General features: G+C 67.0%; 12 protein-coding genes. 6 read left to right on the top strand and 6 right to left on the bottom strand.

The window, feature by feature from the left end; translation table 11 throughout:
* The first annotated feature begins 180 nt into the window (after positions 1 to 180).
* On the top strand, positions 181 to 2,274 hold the full coding sequence (locus QMX83_RS03335) for a M13 family metallopeptidase (protein WP_282295223.1): 2,094 nt from the start codon (positions 181 to 183) through the stop codon (positions 2,272 to 2,274).
* A 141-nt stretch (positions 2,275 to 2,415) separates the two neighbouring features.
* Here the strand turns inward: QMX83_RS03335 and mfd are convergent, their stop codons facing one another.
* The 3 genes from mfd to rlmJ form a co-directional block, all read right to left on the bottom strand.
* Positions 2,416 to 5,883: a transcription-repair coupling factor gene (mfd, locus tag QMX83_RS03330; protein ID WP_282295222.1), complete on the bottom strand. Its 3,468-nt coding sequence runs from the start codon at positions 5,881 to 5,883 to the stop codon at positions 2,416 to 2,418.
* A 79-nt stretch (positions 5,884 to 5,962) separates the two neighbouring features.
* Positions 5,963 to 6,508, bottom strand: a complete 546-nt coding sequence (locus QMX83_RS03325) for a GNAT family N-acetyltransferase (RefSeq protein ID WP_282295221.1) — start codon at positions 6,506 to 6,508, stop codon at positions 5,963 to 5,965.
* A gap of 85 nt (positions 6,509 to 6,593) precedes the next feature.
* Positions 6,594 to 7,451: a 23S rRNA (adenine(2030)-N(6))-methyltransferase RlmJ gene (gene rlmJ / locus QMX83_RS03320; protein WP_282295220.1), complete on the bottom strand. Its 858-nt coding sequence runs from the start codon at positions 7,449 to 7,451 to the stop codon at positions 6,594 to 6,596.
* 45 nt (positions 7,452 to 7,496) lie between these two features.
* Between rlmJ and creB the strand changes: the two genes are divergently transcribed.
* From creB to QMX83_RS03295, 5 genes are all read left to right on the top strand, one after another.
* Positions 7,497 to 8,186 carry a two-component system response regulator CreB gene (creB, locus tag QMX83_RS03315; RefSeq protein ID WP_282295219.1) on the top strand — a complete coding sequence of 230 codons (690 nt, stop codon included), beginning with the start codon at positions 7,497 to 7,499 and terminating at the stop codon, positions 8,184 to 8,186.
* A gap of 1 nt (position 8,187) precedes the next feature.
* On the top strand, positions 8,188 to 9,618 hold the full coding sequence (creC, locus tag QMX83_RS03310) for a two-component system sensor histidine kinase CreC (protein WP_282295218.1): 1,431 nt from the start codon (positions 8,188 to 8,190) through the stop codon (positions 9,616 to 9,618).
* Positions 9,619 to 9,743: 125 nt separating this feature from the next.
* On the top strand, positions 9,744 to 11,063 hold the full coding sequence (gene creD / locus QMX83_RS03305) for a cell envelope integrity protein CreD (RefSeq protein WP_282295217.1): 1,320 nt from the start codon (positions 9,744 to 9,746) through the stop codon (positions 11,061 to 11,063).
* Between the two features lie 105 nt (positions 11,064 to 11,168).
* Positions 11,169 to 12,572: a glutamate--tRNA ligase gene (gltX, locus tag QMX83_RS03300; RefSeq protein WP_282295216.1), complete on the top strand. Its 1,404-nt coding sequence runs from the start codon at positions 11,169 to 11,171 to the stop codon at positions 12,570 to 12,572.
* 16 nt (positions 12,573 to 12,588) lie between these two features.
* On the top strand, positions 12,589 to 13,074 hold the full coding sequence (locus QMX83_RS03295; protein WP_125358305.1) for a Fur family transcriptional regulator: 486 nt from the start codon (positions 12,589 to 12,591) through the stop codon (positions 13,072 to 13,074).
* Between the two features lie 6 nt (positions 13,075 to 13,080).
* Here the strand turns inward: QMX83_RS03295 and QMX83_RS03290 are convergent, their stop codons facing one another.
* The 3 genes from QMX83_RS03290 to QMX83_RS03280 are packed head-to-tail and all read right to left on the bottom strand — an operon-like array spanning position 13,081 to position 16,459.
* Positions 13,081 to 14,232 (bottom strand): HlyD family secretion protein, encoded by a 1,152-nt coding sequence (locus QMX83_RS03290; protein WP_282295215.1) that lies wholly within the window; start codon positions 14,230 to 14,232, stop codon positions 13,081 to 13,083.
* A gap of 11 nt (positions 14,233 to 14,243) precedes the next feature.
* Complete coding sequence (locus tag QMX83_RS03285; protein ID WP_282295214.1) at positions 14,244 to 15,893, bottom strand: MFS transporter; 1,650 nt, start codon at positions 15,891 to 15,893, stop codon at positions 14,244 to 14,246.
* Positions 15,890 to 16,459, bottom strand: a complete 570-nt coding sequence (locus tag QMX83_RS03280) for a TetR/AcrR family transcriptional regulator (RefSeq protein ID WP_282295213.1) — start codon at positions 16,457 to 16,459, stop codon at positions 15,890 to 15,892. The genes QMX83_RS03285 and QMX83_RS03280 overlap by 4 nt, the downstream gene beginning before the upstream one ends.
* Positions 16,460 to 16,645 lie beyond the last annotated feature (186 nt).

Raw genomic sequence — 16,645 nt, 5'->3', positions numbered from 1 at the left:
GAGCCACGCCCTGCGTGGCTGCGACTGCGTTTGCCACCGCGAAGCCACGCAGGGCGTGGCTCTACGGCAGATCACCACCACGGTGTGACCTTTGGCCGGTCCGCCCTGCGTCCCGCCCGCGCTACCCTGCGAGATTGCCCGCCCTGCGGGCAATGCTTCCATCTGCAGCCGGAGTGACGCATGACCTTTACCAAGCTGGCCCCGCTGGGGCTCACCGTTGCCATTGCCGCCTCGCTTGCCGCCTGCGGCAAGACCGACGCCCCCGCCGCCGACGCCACCCCGGCCAAGGCCGCGTTTGATCAGTCCCAGATCAAAACCCCGCTGATCTCGCTCAACAGCGCCGACCTCGATCCGACCATTGCCGCCTGTACGGACCTCAACGGTTACGTCAACAGCAAGTGGCTCAAGGCCAATCCGGTCCCGAACGACCAGACCACCTGGGGCAGCTTCGAGATCCTGCGCGAGCGCTCGCTGGAAGTGCAGCACGCGCTGGTCCAGCAGGCTGCCGCCAGCCAGGCCAAGGCCGGCACCGTTGAAGCCAAGATCGGCGACATCTGGAAGACCGGCTCGGACGAAGCCAAGATCGAAGCCGCCGGCATCGCCCCGCTGCAGCCGCAGCTGGACAAGATCGCCGCGCTGAATGACACCGCCGCCATCACCCAGTACCTGCGCGACAGCCAGGCGCAGGGCCAGGGCGTGCTGTTCTCGCTGTTCGCCAATGCCGACTACAAGGATTCGGCCAACGTCATCGCCTACGTCGGCCAGGGCGGCCTTGGCCTGCCTGAGAAGGGCTATTACTTCGACGACGCCCAGGCCAAGATCCGCGACGCCTACGTCGCCTACATCGAGCAGGTGCTGACCCTGTCCGGCGTCGACGCCGCCCAGGCCAAGACCGATGCCAAGGCCGTGATGGACTTTGAAACGCGTCTGGCCAAGGCCTCGCTGTCGCGCATCGAACTGCGCGACCCGGCCAAGCGTTACAACCCGCTCAGCGCCGCCGATGCCGACAAGCTCACCCCGAACTTCAGCTGGACCGCGCTGTTCGACACGCTCAAGGTGCCGGCCGCGCAGAAGTTCTCGCTGGCCCAGCCGGGCTTCTTCACCGAAGTGGACAAGATGCTCACCGAGGTTCCGGCCAGCACCTGGCAGGCCTACCTGCGCTTCCACACGGTCGATGACGCTGCGCCCTACCTGAGCAGCAACTTCGAGAAGGCCAACTTCGACTTCTACGGCAGCACCCTGCGCGGTCAGAAGGAAATGCAGCCGCGCTGGAAGCGCGTGCTCGACTCGGTCAACACCTCGATCGGCGAGGGCCTCGGCCAGCTGTACGTCGAGGCGGTGTTCCCGGCCGAATCCAAGGTGCAGATGCAGCACCTGGTCGAAAATCTCTCGGTCGCGCTGAAGGCGCGCCTGGAGAAGCTGGAATGGATGGGCGAAGACACCCGCAAGAAGGCACTGGAGAAGTGGGCCAGCTTCACCCCGAAGATCGGCTACCCGGACAAGTGGCGTGACTGGTCGGGCCTGGAAACCAACGCCGACAGCTACCTGGGCAACATGCAGGCGGCGCGCGCGTTCAACTACCGCTACATGCTCAACAAGATCGGCAAGCCGGTCGACAAGACCGAGTGGGGCATGACCCCGCAGACCGTCAACGCCTATTACAACGCGACCAAGAACGAGATCGTGTTCCCGGCTGCGATCCTCCAGGCTCCGTTCTTCGACGCCAAGGCCGATCCGGCGCTGAACTACGGCGGCATCGGTGCGGTCATCGGCCACGAGATGATGCACGGCTACGACGACTCCGGCAGCCAGTTCGCCGCCAACGGCAACTTCGACAACTGGTGGACCGACGCCGACCGCAAGGCCTTCACCGGCCGTACCGATCAGCTGGTCGCGCAGTTCGACGGCTACGAGTCGCTGCCGGGCGTGAACGTGAAGGGCAAGCTGACCCTGGGCGAGAACATCGGTGACCTGGGTGGCCTGACCGTCGCCTATGACGCGCTGCAGATGGCGCTGAAGGAAAACCCGAAGGCCAACGTCGAAGTGGACGGCCACACCCAGGACCAGCGCTTCTTCATGAACTGGGCCACCGTGTGGCGTCGCAACTTCACCGACGGTGAGCTGCGCGTGCGTCTGAACACCGATCCGCATGCCCCGGCCAACTTCCGTGCCAACGGTGCGCCGTCGAACATGCCGTCGTTCGCCGCGGCGTTCGAGTGCAAGGCCGGTGACGCGATGGTGCGTGCCGACGACAAGCGCGTGGTGATCTGGTAATCGACCATGTGGTGATGTGACGAAAAGGCCCGGCAATGCCGGGCCTTTTCTGTTTCCGGGATTGCCAGGGCCGGACAACGGCCGGCGCTACCGGTATGCGTGCGCGTGTTTGGTAGCGCCGGCCGTTGGCCGGCCCGCGCATCACCCTGGCGTCAGCGTGGTCAACAACGCCTTGGCCGCATTGAAGCGGTCTTCCGGCAAGGGCAGCGGCACCTTGATGCGCAGCTTGTCCGGGCCGTCCATGGTGTACAGCTTGGGCTGCTTCTGGATCATGGTGATCACCGCCATCGGGTCGATCTGCGGCTTGGCCTCGAACACGATGCGACCACCGGCTTCGCCGAGTTCCAGCTTGCGGATACCCAGTGCGTTGCACTGCAGTTTCAGATCGGCAATCGCGAACAGGTACTTGGTCGGATCCGGCAGCAGGCCGAAGCGGTCGATCATTTCCACCTGCAGCTCGCGCAGCTCGCCACTGTCGCGCGCGCTGCTGATGCGCTTGTACAGGGTCAGGCGGGTGTGCACGTCGGGAAGGTAGTCGTCCGGAATCAGCGCTGGCACGTGCAGCACCACTTCCGCACCGCGCACTTCCTCGCCGCTGTCCAGATCGGGCAGCTTGCCCTGGCGGATGCTGCGCACCGCACGTTCCAGCAGTTCGGTGTAGAGACTGAAGCCCACTTCGGCCATCTGGCCGCTCTGGTCTTCGCCGAGCAGTTCGCCGGCACCGCGGATTTCCAGATCGTGGGTGGCCAGGGTGAAGCCGGCCCCCAGCTCGTCCATCGAGGCGATCGCTTCCAGGCGCTTTTCCGCATCCGGCGTCATCGCGCGCTTGTCCGGCACCACCAGGTAGGCATACGCACGGTGGTGCGAACGACCGACGCGGCCGCGCAGCTGGTGCAGCTGGGCCAGGCCGAAGCGGTCGGCGCGGTTGATGATGATGGTGTTGGCGTTGGGGATGTCGATGCCCGATTCGATGATCGTGGTCGACAGCAGCACGTTGTAGCGCTGCTTCTGGAAGTCCAGCATCACCCGCTCCAGCTCGCGTTCGGGCATCTGCCCGTGGGCGATGCCGATGCGTGCTTCCGGCACCAGCTCGGCCAGGTCGCGTTGCATGCGGCCGATGCTTTCCACGTCGTTGTGCAGGAAGTACAGCTGGCCGCCGCGCGACAGCTCACGCTGGAAGGCTTCGCGCAGCAGCGCGTTGTCCCAGGCGGTGATGAAGGTCTGCACGGCCAGCCGGTTCGGCGGCGGGGTGGCGATGATGGACAGATCACGCAGGCCGGCCATGGCCATGTTCAGCGTGCGCGGAATCGGCGTGGCGGTCAGGGTCAGCAGGTGCACATTGGCACGCATCGCTTTCAGCGCTTCCTTCTGGCGGACGCCGAAACGCTGTTCCTCATCGACGATCACCAGGCCCAGGTCGCGGAACTTTACGTCCGGCTGCAGCAGGCGGTGGGTGCCGACAATCACGTCGATCGTGCCTGCGGTCACCTTCTCCAGTTCCGCCTTGATCTCCTTGGTGGACTTGAAGCGCGACAGCACTTCCACCTTCAGCGGGTAGTCGGCGAAGCGGTCGCGGAAGTTGCGGTAGTGCTGCTCGGCCAGCAGCGTGGTGGGTACTAGCACCGCGACCTGCTTGCCCGCACTGGCGGCGGCGAAAGCCGCGCGCACCGCGACTTCGGTCTTGCCGAAGCCGACGTCACCGCAGACTACGCGGTCCATCGGCTGGCTGCTGGCGAGATCGCGTAGGGTGGCCTCGATGGCGGCCAGCTGGTCGGGGGTCTCCTCGAACGGGAAGCCGGCCGCGAACGGCTCGTACATGGCCCGGTCCACGTGCAGCGCAAGACCGGCGCGGGCACGACGACGCGCCTGGATTTCCAGCAGTTCGGCGGCCACGTCGCGTACCTTTTCGGCCGCCTTGCGCTTGGCCTTGGTCCACTGTTCGCCGCCCAGCGAATGCAGCGGCGCGGTTTCCGGCGACGCACCGCTGTAGCGGCTGATCAGATGCAGCTGGGCGACCGGAACATACAGGCGGTCGCCCTTGGCGTATTCGATCTCCAGGAACTCGCCGGGCATGCCGCCGGCATCGAGCACGATCAGGCCGCGGTAACGGCCTACACCGTGGTCTTCATGGACGATCGGAGCGCCTTCGGTCAGCTCACCGAGGTCACGGATGATCGCTTCCGGTTCGCGGCCTACCCGGCGGCTGCGGCGGGTGGTGCCGGCACGTTCCGGGAACAGCTGGCGCTCGGTCAGCACCGCCAGCGCCGGTTCTTCCAGCGCAAAGCCGTCTTCCAGCGGCGCGACGGTGATCGCAAAGCGCGCGCCGTCGTCGGCGAGGAAGCCGGGCAGGTCCGCCACCACCGGCGGCTTGAGTTCGGCGGCGGCAAGCACTTCCAGCAGCGCTTCACGGCGGCCCGGCGAGTCGGCGGCAATCACCACGCGGCCCGGGTAGTGGCCCAGGAACGACTTCAGCGCTTCACCCGCGGGCGCATCGCGCGCGGCCACCGGCAGCGGCGGCAACGGCTGGTCGCCCAGCGGCTGCGCCTCGGCAATGCGCGGATGATCGGCGGCCCAGATCTCGACGCGCGCCAGGGTGTTGAGGTGCGCATTGAGGCCTTCGGGGGTGAGATACAGCTCGGTCGGAGCCAGCAGCGGCCGTTCCACATCGTGCCGACGCTGCTCGTAGCGGTTCTGGGTCTGTGCCCAGAATGCCGCTGCGGCTTCGCCCACCCCGGCCGCCAGCACCGGCAGCACGTTGGGCTGCAGATAGTCGAACAGCGTGGCGGTCTGGTCGAAGAACAGCGGCAGGTAGTACTCCACGCCAGCCGGTGCCAACCCGGACTTGAGATCCTGGTACAGCGCGCTGCGTCGGGTATCCACGTCAAAGCGCTCGCGCAGGGTGGCCAGCACCCGCGACACGGCCAGCTCGTCCAGCGGCACTTCGCGGCCGGGCAGCATGCGCACGGCGTCGACCTTGTCCAGCGAGCGCTGGCTTTCCGGGTCGAAGGCGCGGATCGAGTCGATGTCCTCGTCGAGCAGCTCGATCCGCAGCGGTGCCTCGGCACCCATCGGGAACACATCGAGCAGGCCGCCGCGCACCGCGAAGTCACCCGGGTCCATCACCTGCGGCACGTTGCGGTAGGCGGCCGCTTCCAGCCGGCGCTTTTCCGCATCCAGATCCAGGCGCTGCCCGACCTTCAGGTCGAAGCTGCCGCCAATCACGTACTTCAGCGGGGCCAGCTGCTGCAGCAGGGTCTGCACCGGCACCACCACGATGCCGCGCTTGAGCGAGGGCAGGCGGTGCAGCGCGGCCAGACGTTGCGAGATGATGTCCGGATGCGGGCTGAAGGCGTCGTAAGGCAGCGTTTCCCAGTCCGGGAACGCCACTACCGGCAGGCTGTCATCCGCGCCCAGCAGGGTGTGCAGATCGGCTTCGATCTGGTTCGCCCCGTGGTTGTCGCGGGCGATGACCAGCAGAGGGCCCGCATGCGTCTGCGCGGCGCGGGCGATATGCCACGCCAGCGCGGTAGCCGAAGCGGGGGCGCGCCACCAGGCGCGGAGCTGGCCGGGACGCGGCAGCGGCGGAGCGGGGTAGGAGATACGTGACATGAGCCGGCAATTTTAGCAGACGGCCATGTGCTCACCGTGTAACCCACCGGTAGCGCCGGCCGTTGGCCGGCGTCACCTGTTACGAATCCAGCTCGAGCACCATCCGAACCAGCCCGGGCGTACCCTGCGGATGCGGGATCGGCTTGAAGCCCAGCGAAGCGGCCAGCTGCTTCATCGGCTCGTTTTCTTCGGCCACGTCGCCGTACAGACGGTCGAGATACTTGCCGCGCGCCCACTTCACGAGCTTGCGCATCAGCTGCCGGCCCAGGCCCTGACCGACCAGGAAGCGGCTGATCAGGATCGCGTACTCCGCATCGCGGGTGCCGGAGATGATCGAGGCCCGGGCCACCGCGCCCACCACCGCTTCACCGGCGGGCACCGACTCGGCGGCGACCAGGGTGATTTCGGTCTTGGGGTTGGGGTGGGTCAGGCGCTGCGTGGTGTCCGGTGACAGTTCGGTCACCGACTGCAGGAAACGGTCGCGGATTTCTTCCGGACCGAACAGACTGAACGATGCCTGCAGCGGCGCGCTGTCTTCCGGCCGGATCGGACGGATCAGCAGTTCGTGGCCGCTGGGAGCTTTGAAGATCTCGTGCCAGGGCGGCATGCGGTTACGGGTAGCCATACCGGTAGTTCCTTGGTGGTCTTCGGATTCTCGCATCCCCGGGGGCGCGTTCCGTGAACGAAACGCTCACACGGGGAACGGGGGCTTAGTCGGCCTGCTTCAACCATTGCAGTCGGGTGCTGGCTCCCGCTTCGCCCAGATGCTGCTTGAGCACCGGCATGGCCGGGGCCAGCACCTGGTCGAACTGCCACGGCGGGTTGAGCAGCAGCATGCCGCTGCCGTTGAGTCTCAACGGCGAGTCGTCCGGGCGCACCAGTAGTTCTACTGTAAGCACGGACTTGACCGGCAGCGCGCAGGCCTTGCGCAGGAAGTGCAGCACCGTGCGGCGCTGCTTGATCGGGAACCAGATGGCGAAGCTGGCCTGTGCCCAGCGGCCCAGGATCTCTTCGATCGAGGCCAGGATGCGCTGGTACTCGGCATCCTGCCCTTCGTAGGGCGGGTCGATCAGCACCAGCCCACGGCCGATCTTGGCCCCATTGGCCTTGGGCGGCAGCAGCGCCTTGTTCTGGGTGTAGCCGTCGGCCTGCAGCACGGCCACGCGGCTGTCATGGGCGAACAGCGCCTTGAGCGTGGCCGCCTCGGCGTCCTGCAGCTCGCACACCGCCATGCGGTCCTGCTCGCGCAGGGTCTGCGCGGTGAGCAGCGGCGAGCCCGGGTAGTTGACCAGCGCGCCGACCGGGTTGTCGGCCTGCACCGCCTTGAGGTAGCGCTCGACCACGGCCGGCAGCTTCGGCTGCGCCATCAGTCGCATCACCCCGTTTTCCGCTTCCAGGGTCTTGCGGCTTTCTTCGCTGGTCAGCAGGTAGCGGCCAGCGCCGCCATGCGTGTCGAGCACGAAGAACGGGCTGTCCTTGCGCTTGAACGCATCCAGCAGGGCCAGCTGGACGATGTGCTTGAGCACGTCGGCATGATTGCCGGCGTGGAAGGCGTGGTGGTAATTCATGCGCGCAGTGTACGGGGCACGGGCGTCAACGGCTATGCTGCGCGCATGAACGCTACCGCCCCTGCCGTCCTGGTCGTCGAGGACGAGACCGCCATCGCCGATACCGTGCTCTACGCCCTGCGCAGCGAGGGCTACCAGGCCCGCCATTGCGCGCTGGGAAGCCAGGCGCTGCAGCTGCTGCGCACCGAAAGCGTGGATGTGGTGGTGCTGGACGTGGGCCTGCCGGACCTGAGCGGCTTCGAGGTCTGCCGGGCACTGCGGGCTTTCAGCCAGGTGCCGGTGATCTTCCTGACCGCCCGCAATGACGAGATCGACCGCGTGCTGGGTCTGGAGCTGGGCGCGGACGATTACATGGCCAAGCCGTTCTCGCCGCGCGAGCTGGTGGCGCGGGTGCGGGCGCGCCTGCGTCGCGCGGTCGCCCCGGAACAGGCGCAGGGCTGGCAGTCGCATGGACGCTTCGCCATCGACCGCGACGGCCGCCGCATCCGCTATGGCGAGCAGCTGCTGGACCTCACCCGCTATGAGTACGCCCTGCTGGCCGCGCTGCTGCAGCGCCCGGGGGCCATTCTGAGCCGCGCGCAGCTGATGGACCGCGGCTGGGACAGCGACGCCGACAGCGCTGACCGGACCGTCGACACCCACGTCAAAACCCTGCGCGGCAAGCTGCGCGCGGCCGGTGCCGAGCCGGATCCGATCCGCACCCACCGTGGCGTGGGCTACGCGCTGGAGGTGTAGCGTGCGGCTGGGGCTGAAGCTGTTTCTGGGGTTCTTCCTGATCGTCGGCATCGCCGCGTTCTTCGTGATGCGTGTGTTCGTCAACGAGGTCAAGCCCGGTGTGCGCCAGGCGATGGAAGCGACCCTGGTGGATGCGGCCAACGTGCTGGCTGAAATGGCGGCCGCCGATCTCAAGGCCGGCCAGATCGCCCAGGGCCGCTTCGTGCAGGACCTGGCGCGTGCGCAGCGACGCGACCCCAAGGCCATGGTCTGGCGCTTCCCCAAGCGCTCACTGGACTACCAGGTCACCATCACCGATGCACGCGGGATCGTGGTGTACGACTCCCGCGGGCAGGACATCGGGCGCGACCACTCACGCTGGAACGATGTCTACCGCACGCTGCGCGGCGAGTACGGGGCGCGTTCCAGCCCGGAAACGCCCGGCGACACCACCCGCACGGTGATGCACGTGGCCGCACCGATCCTTGATCCGGACGATGGCCGCACCCTGATCGGCGTGCTGAGCCTGGCTCAGCCCAACCGCAGCATCGACCCCTTCATTGCCGCCAGCCAGCGCGCCATCATTGAGCGCGGTGCGTGGCTGATCGGGTTGTCGGCATTGATCGGCGTGCTGATGACCGCCTGGTTGATGCACGGGGTAGGGCGGCTCAACCGCTATGCGCAGGCGGTCAGTCGCGGGGAGCCGGTGCCCCCGCCGCCGGCCCGTGGCGACGAGATCGGCGACCTCGGCCGCGCGCTGGAGACCATGCGCCGCAAGCTGGAAGGCAAGGCCTATGTGGAGCAGTACGTGCAGTCGCTCACGCATGAGATGAAAAGCCCGCTGGCGGCGATTCGCGGTGCGGCCGAACTGCTGCAGGAGCCGCTGCCCGACGCCGATCGCGTGCACTTCGCACGCAGCATCCAGGGCCAGGAACAGCGCCTGACCGAAACCATCGACAAGCTGCTGGCGCTGGCGGAGGTGGAGCAGCACGGTTGGCTGCAGAAGCGCGAACGCATTGCGGTCGAACCGCTGCTGCAGGCGGCCGCCGGTGCCGTCGCCCTGCGCGCGCAGGCGGCCGGCGTTGAGGTCCAGGTGCAGGCAACGGCCGGGTTGACGGTGTCCGGCGATGCCTGGCTGCTGGGACAGGCGTTGAACAACCTGCTGGAAAATGCGCTGGCGTTCTCGCCGGAAGGCTCGATCGTGGCGCTTGGCGCGGTGCGCGACGGCGACGCCGTGGTGCTGCAGGTGGCCGATCGTGGCAGCGGCGTGCCGGACTACGCGCTGGCGCGTGTGTTCGAGCGCTTCTACTCACTGGCGCGACCGGCCACCGGGCAGCGCAGTTCGGGGCTGGGGTTGTCGTTTGTGCAGGAGGTGGCACGCCTGCATGGCGGGCGGGTGACGCTGGTCAACCGGGACGGTGGCGGGGCACTGGCGTCGCTTTCCATCGCCTAGAGCCGGGCTCTGCCCGGCCAGCCACGCAGGGCGTGGCTCTACGCTTCACATTCGCTTCAAATTCGGCTCAAACGCCCCACACGTGGCGCATTGAAGCTGGCACCCTCCCAAACCGAGGACGGGTGATGAAGTCTTTGCACATGCTGTTGCGGTTCGCCATTGTCGGCGGGCTGATCCTGCTGTTGTTGATTCCACTGATGCTGATCCGGGGTGTGATCAGCGAACGCGAGGCCTATCGCGACGAGGCCTACATGCGGGTGGCGCAGAGCCGTGCCGGCGCGCAGACCCTGACCGGCCCGATCCGGGTGGTGCCGTGGCGGGAAACCCGTCAGGTGGAAAGCGTGGACGCCGCGGGCGTCAAGAAGATCGAAACCCAGGTTGAAGAAAGCTACTGGTTGCAGATGCCGACCAGTCTGGAGGTGGAAGGCGGCATGCAGCCGGATGAGCGCCGCATCGGCCTGTTCCGGGTGCCGGTGTACACCTGGAAGGCCAAAGTGCGCGCGGCCTTCAACGAGGACGACTACCCGGTGCGCGAAGGACGCGTCTACGGGCAGCCCTACCTGGTGGTCGGCATTGCCGACGTGCGCGGGCTGGTTGGTTCGCCGAAGCTGAGCGTGGACGGGCAGGATCTGACCCTGCAGCCGGGACTGGGCGACGTCGCCGGCATGGGCAAGGGCCTGCACGTGCCGGTGCGTGGCTTCAATGACCCGGCCGGCGGCATGCTGGCGGCCAGCGCGGTGGAGCTGGACCTGGTGCTGGATGGCACCCGCACGTTGTCGGTGGTGCCGGTCGGCGATGACAGCCGCATTGCGGTGAAGTCCAGCTGGCCGCATCCGTCCTTCGCGGGCAGTTTCCTCCCCAACCAGCGCACCGTCGACGCGAACGGTTTCAACGCGCAGTGGTCGGTGTCTTCGCTGGCGTCGCAGGCACAGCGCCAGCTCCGCAGCGGTGGTGATTCCGAGGTCGAGGCGGTCAGCGTGGAGCTGGTCAATCCCGTGGACATCTACACCCAGGCCGATCGCGCCAGCAAGTACGGCATTCTGTTCATCCTGCTGACCTTTGTCGGTTTCATCCTGTTCGAACTGATCAAGGACCTGCGCATCCATCCGCTGCAGTACCTGATGGTGGGCCTGGCACTGGCGATCTTCTTCCTGCTGCTGCTCAGCCTGTCCGAGCACATTCCGTTCTGGATGGCCTACCTGGTGTCGGCGGTGGCGTGTATCGGGCTGCAGGCGGTGTACCTGTCCGGGGTGCTGCGCAGCCGTCTGCGCGGGCTGGGCTTCGCCGGCATGCTCACGGTGTTGTACGGCGCGCTGTATGGACTGCTGGTGTCGGAGAACAACGCCTTGCTGATGGGCTCGCTGCTGCTGTTCGGCGTGCTGGCGGCGGCCATGTGGATCACCCGCCGTATCGACTGGTATGCGTTGGGCGCTGCCGGAAAGTAAGCCTGGACGCGACCGGGTCGGATCGATCCGGTCGCCTCGTCACCCGTTTGCCGGCAGGGGCGAGTAAAATCGCCCCTGATTCCGTTGCCCGCCTTCGAGCCCTTCATGACCTGCCGCACCCGTTTCGCCCCCAGCCCCACCGGTTACCTGCACATTGGCGGTGCCCGCACCGCGCTGTACTGCTGGCTGGAGGCCCGTCACCGCGGCGGCGAATTCGTGCTGCGCATCGAGGACACCGACCGCGAGCGCAGCACCCAGGGCGCGATCGACGCCATTCTGGAGGCGATGGACTGGCTGGGTCTGGACTACGACCAGGGGCCGATCTATCAGACCCAGCGCGTGGCCCGCTACCAGGAAGTGGCCGAGCAGCTGATTGCCTCCGGCAAGGCCTACTACGCCTACGAGACCCGCGAGGAACTCGATGCCATGCGCGAGGCCGCGATGGCGCGTCAGGAAAAGCCGCGCTACAACGGGGCCGCGCGTGAGCTGAACCTGCCGTACAAGGACGACCCGAACCGGGTGATCCGCTTCAAGAATCCGCTCGACGGCACGGTGGTGTTCGATGACCTGATCAAGGGCCGCATCGAAATCGCCAACAGCGAGCTGGATGACATGGTGATCTTCCGCCCGGACGGCTTCCCCACCTACAACTTCGCCGTGGTGGTGGACGACTGGGACATGGGCATCACCGAAGTGATCCGTGGCGACGACCACATCAACAACACCCCGCGCCAGATCAATCTGTACGAGGGCATTGGCGCACCGGTGCCGAAGTTCGGCCACATGCCGATGATTCTGGACGAGAACGGGGCCAAGCTGTCCAAGCGCACCGGCGCAGCCGACGTCATGCAGTACAAGGACGCCGGCTATCTGCCCGACGCCCTGCTGAGCTATCTGGCCCGGCTGGGCTGGTCGCACGGCGACCAGGAGCTGTTCAGCCGGCAGGAGCTGATCGACCTGTTCGACGTGCGCAACTGCAATTCCAAGGCGTCGCGTCTGGACATGGCCAAGCTGGGCTGGGTCAACCAGCACTTCCTGAAGACCGAGGAGCCGGCAACCATCGCGCCGCACCTGGTCTACCAGCTGCAGAAGCTGGGCCTGGACCTGGGGGCCGGCCCCGCGCCGGCCGACGTGGTGGTGGCGTTGCGCGACCGCGTGCAGACCCTCAAGGAAATGGCCGAAAAGGCGGTGGTCTGGTACCAGCCGCTGACCGAGTACGACGAGGCCGCGGTGGCCAAGCACTTCAAGCCGGGCGCGGAACTGGCGCTGGGCAAGGCCGGCGAACTGCTGGCGGCGCTGCCGGCGTGGACCCTGGAAGGGGTCTCGGCCGCCCTGCACGACACCGCTGCCGCGCTCGAGATCGGCATGGGCAAGGTCGCCCAGCCGCTGCGCGTGGCGATCACCGGCACCCAGGTCAGCCCGGACATCTCGCAGACGGTGTTCCTGTCCGGGCGTGAAGAAGCCTTGAAGCGGATCGACGTCGCCCTTACTAAAGTACCGAAGGCCTGATCCCAGGAGACCGCGCATGTCCGCCAAAACCGCCTGTACCGCTCCGCATCATCACGTTCACGACGCATCTGACTTCGTGAAGGTGGTGGAGCGCGTATGCGCCGAGCGCGGACTGCGCCTGACCCCGATCCGCGCCAACGTGCTGCGCCTGATCGCCGAGGCCGGCAAGCCGGTCAAGGCGTACGAGCTGCTGGAATGGGTCCGCAACGGCAAAGGGGTGGGGGCCGATGCGCCGCCCACCGTGTACCGCGCGCTGGACTTCCTGATGGCCAACGGCTTTGTGCACAAGCTGGAATCGGTGAACGCGTTCGTCGCCTGCCACCACCCCAGCAGCGCGCAGCATTCGGTGCCGTTCCTGATCTGCAACAGCTGCCACAGCGCGGTGGAGCTGGAAGACCGCGACATTGTCAGCCAGCTGGAAAAACGCGCCAAGGAGCTGGGCTTCCAGCCGCAGGCCCAGACCCTGGAAGTGCACGGCCTCTGCGCCCGCTGCGCCGGCTGATCGGCGTTACGGCGGGGGTGACGCCGTATCCACCCGCACCACCACCGACATCCCTGGCCGCAAGCGCGGTGCCAGATCCTGCTCCGGATCAATCGCGATCCGCACTGGCAGCCGCTGCACCACCTTGGTGAAGTTGCCGCTGGCATTGTCCGGCCGCAGCACGCTGAACTCCGAGCCCGTTGCCGGGGCAATCTGTTCCACCCGCCCGGTCAGTCGCTGACCGTCAAACGCATCCACCGCGAACGTTGCCGGTTGGCCGACACGCATCTTCCAGGTCTGGCCTTCCTTGAAGTTGGCCACCACCCACAAGGTATCCGGCACCAGGAACAGCAGCTGTGAGCCGGCCGTGACGTATTGCCCCAGGCGTACCGAGGCTTCGCTGACCTGGCCGTCGCGCGGCGCGTGGATCACCGTATTGGCCAGATCAATGCGGGCCAGTTCCAGCTGCGCCTGCGCGGTGGCCACGCGCGCCTCCAGGCCCTTGCGTGCGACCTGGGTGGACGTGAGGGTTTCTTCGGCGATACGGATCTGCGCTTGTGACTGCTGCACGGCCGACTGCGCCGATTGCGTGGAGGTCCGGAATTTGTCGCGGTCATTCAACGCCACCAACTGTTGTGCGGCCAGTTCCTCATAGCGCTTGAGCTCATTGCGCGAACGATTCAATTCGGACTGCCCGGCGGCCAGGTTGGCCTGCGCGGCAGCGATCTGCGCACGATCCTGCGCCTGTGTCTGGTCGGAATTGGCCAACGCGGCCTTGGCACTGTCCAGCTCGGCTTCGGCCTGGGCGACCTTTTCCTTGTAGATGCGGTCGTCGATGCGCACCAGTGCGTCACCCTGTTTGACCTGCTGGTAGTCCTTCACCAGCACGTCGGTCACGTAGCCGCTGACCTGCGGTGCCAGCACGGTGATCTGCCCACGCACATAGGCGTTGTCGGTGGTCTCCCAGGTGGTCTGGAACGGCCACAACGACCACGCACGCAGAATCAGCGCGATACCCACCAGTGCCACCAGCACCATCACGATCACGGCGCGCCGGCTGGGCGTGATGTACTTCGGCGGGGCAGTGCTCACGGGCGCAGCGGCGGCCGCAGGAGCCGCGTCGGTGGGCGGGGGCGGATTGACGTTCTCGTCGTCAGGGCGCGGCGGTTGCGAAGACATGGTCGGGCTCATCAGGAAACAGGATCGGGCGGATGGTGCTTGCGCCATTGCTTGAGCACGGCCGTGCGCAATGACAGGAGCAGCAACCAGCCCAGGAACCCCAACGCTACCTGCCCACTCAGTGAAAACACGTCATTGAAGGCACGCACATTGGCCTCGCGTCGTGCCACCTGGGCCAGCTGCGCGGTGCCCTGGGCAACGCGCTGCACCGGGTCGGTCACCACGCCGGCGTAGACCTGCTGCTGTTGCTTGAGGCGTTGCGCAAGTACGCCGTCCGCCGGGTCCAACTGGCTGACCAGCGCACTGGAGTACACCTGTTCGCGGTGCAGCTGGTAGCTGCTGAGCACGGCCGAGCCGGCCAGTCCGCCGAGAGTCTGGGTGATGGACAGGGTGACCAGGAAGGTGATCATGTGGTCGACGCCCTGCTTCAGGGCCTGGGTGATGCCGAGCATGATCAGCGGCCCCATGAACATGCCGGCCCCGACCGAGGCCAGGAACTGGCTCAGGAAGAAGTCATGCGGGCGGTCCAGGCTGGTGCGGTTCTGGTCGAGCAGGGCGGCGGTGCCGAGCAGGGCGATCGCCATCAGCAGCTGGGCGATGATCCGCTTGGGCCCGAAGGTCAGTGCGCTGGTGGCGATGCCGGTGATCACGCCGGCCAGGATCACCGCGAACAACGGACGCATCTGGTCCGGCCCCATGCCGAGCTGGCGCATCAACCCGATCACACCGTAGGACTGCTCGGCGGTGAGAAAGCGCAGCAGGAACGCACCGGCAATGAAGTGCAGCACCGGCAGGCTGGCCAGCCAGCGGGTCTGCAGCAGTGGGTTGCGCCGATAGTGCTCGATGATGAAGGCGGTCGTGGCCAGGGTGATCGAAGCGACCAGGGCCCAGCCCAGCCATGGCGTGTCCAGCCACCAGCGAACGTAGCCTTGCGCCAGCACGATGACCAGCAGGGCGATGGCCGGAGCGAGCAGGGCGAAGGTGAGAAAATCCAGTGGCTCGAACGCCTTGATCTGCACGCCGGGAGGGAGTTTAAGCAGGACCACGGCAGCGAACGCGCACAGCGCCAGGCCGGCTTCAAAGAAGTACAGGTTGTGCCACTGGCCGGTGTCGACCAGCCCCGGCGACACCAGCCAGGCCAGCGGCACGGCCAGCTGCGATAGGCCGACGCCCACGACCAGCAGGTTGCCGGTGTAGCGTCGCGGCAGCGACTGCAGCATGTACAGGGTGCCGAGCGTGCTGCAGGCCGCACCGGCGAAGCCGCTGGCGGCGCGCATCAGCAGGGTGGTTTCAAAGCTGCCGACAAACAGATGCAGGACGGCGAGCGCGGCGTACAGACCGAGGCCGATCTCGGCGAACAGGCGAATGCCGTACTGCTGGCGGAACTTGAAGGCAAGCAGATTGGCCGTGACGTTGACCATCGCGTAGGCGGCGACGAGGCCGCTGCCCTGCGCGGGGGTGAGGCCGAGCTGGCCCTGCAGAAAGGGCAGGTTGGCGGTGACCAGGGCGTTGCCGAGGCCGCCGGTGATGCCGACCAGCACGGCGACGGCGGCGTAAGCGACGCGCCGGTGCGGGGGATGCCAGGGCATCGAGGCCGAGCCGGGCAGGGTGGGTTTCTCGTGCTCTTCCCAGTCGGGAACGGGCTTGAGATAGGTGCTCATCCGCCCGGCTCGCGAACCGGTCCATGCAGGCCTCCGCGCAGCAACTCCATGGCGCGCGCGGCGAGGTGTTCGCGCTCCTCGGTGGTTTTGCCGCGCAGGGCGGCACCGAGCATGCTGGAGATCAGGCTGATGTCGGCGGGCTGCAGGTCGGGACGGCAGAGGCCCGCGGCGATCGCGCGCTGGATGGGGACTTTGAGGATTTCGCGGACCGCGAGGCGGGCGGCGGCCATGGGCGGGTGGTCGGGGTCGACGGCGCGCCAGTAATCGGCCAGCGCGGGGGAGTGGACCAGGCGCGAGGCCATGCCGTCGAGGACCTGGAACAGGGTGTCGTCGCGGTCACCCAGGCGTTCGACCTGGCGCTCGATGCGGGCGACCGCGCGCTTGAGCAGGGCTTCGATCAGCGCGGCGCGGTCAGGGAAGTTGCGATACAACGTGGCGCGACCCACCTGGGCGCGCTCGACCACCATGTCCAACGGGGCGGTGACACCGTGCTGACCAAACACCGCGTCGGCGGCATCCAGAATGAGGGCACGGCGGGCGGCGGCATCGGCGCGTTGGATGGTCATGCTCTATTTTCGGACAGTTCTGTCCGCTCCGCTATCCCTGGGAGTCCGAAAACGCATCAAGCCGACTGATCGGGTAAAACCGCGTGAAGCCGGCCCACCCCGACCCGCGATCGACAGTGCGTCAGCGGCCATGGCAAGTCAAAAGCACGTGGTCCGGGTAGCGTCGGTCGACAGACGACGGCCGTG

The sequence above is a fragment of the Stenotrophomonas sp. PS02289 genome (genome assembly GCF_029960115.1).
Lineage (GTDB): Bacteria > Pseudomonadota > Gammaproteobacteria > Xanthomonadales > Xanthomonadaceae > Stenotrophomonas.
Note: the sequence above shows the minus strand (reverse complement) of the source record. Positions and strands in the feature narration are given on the sequence as shown.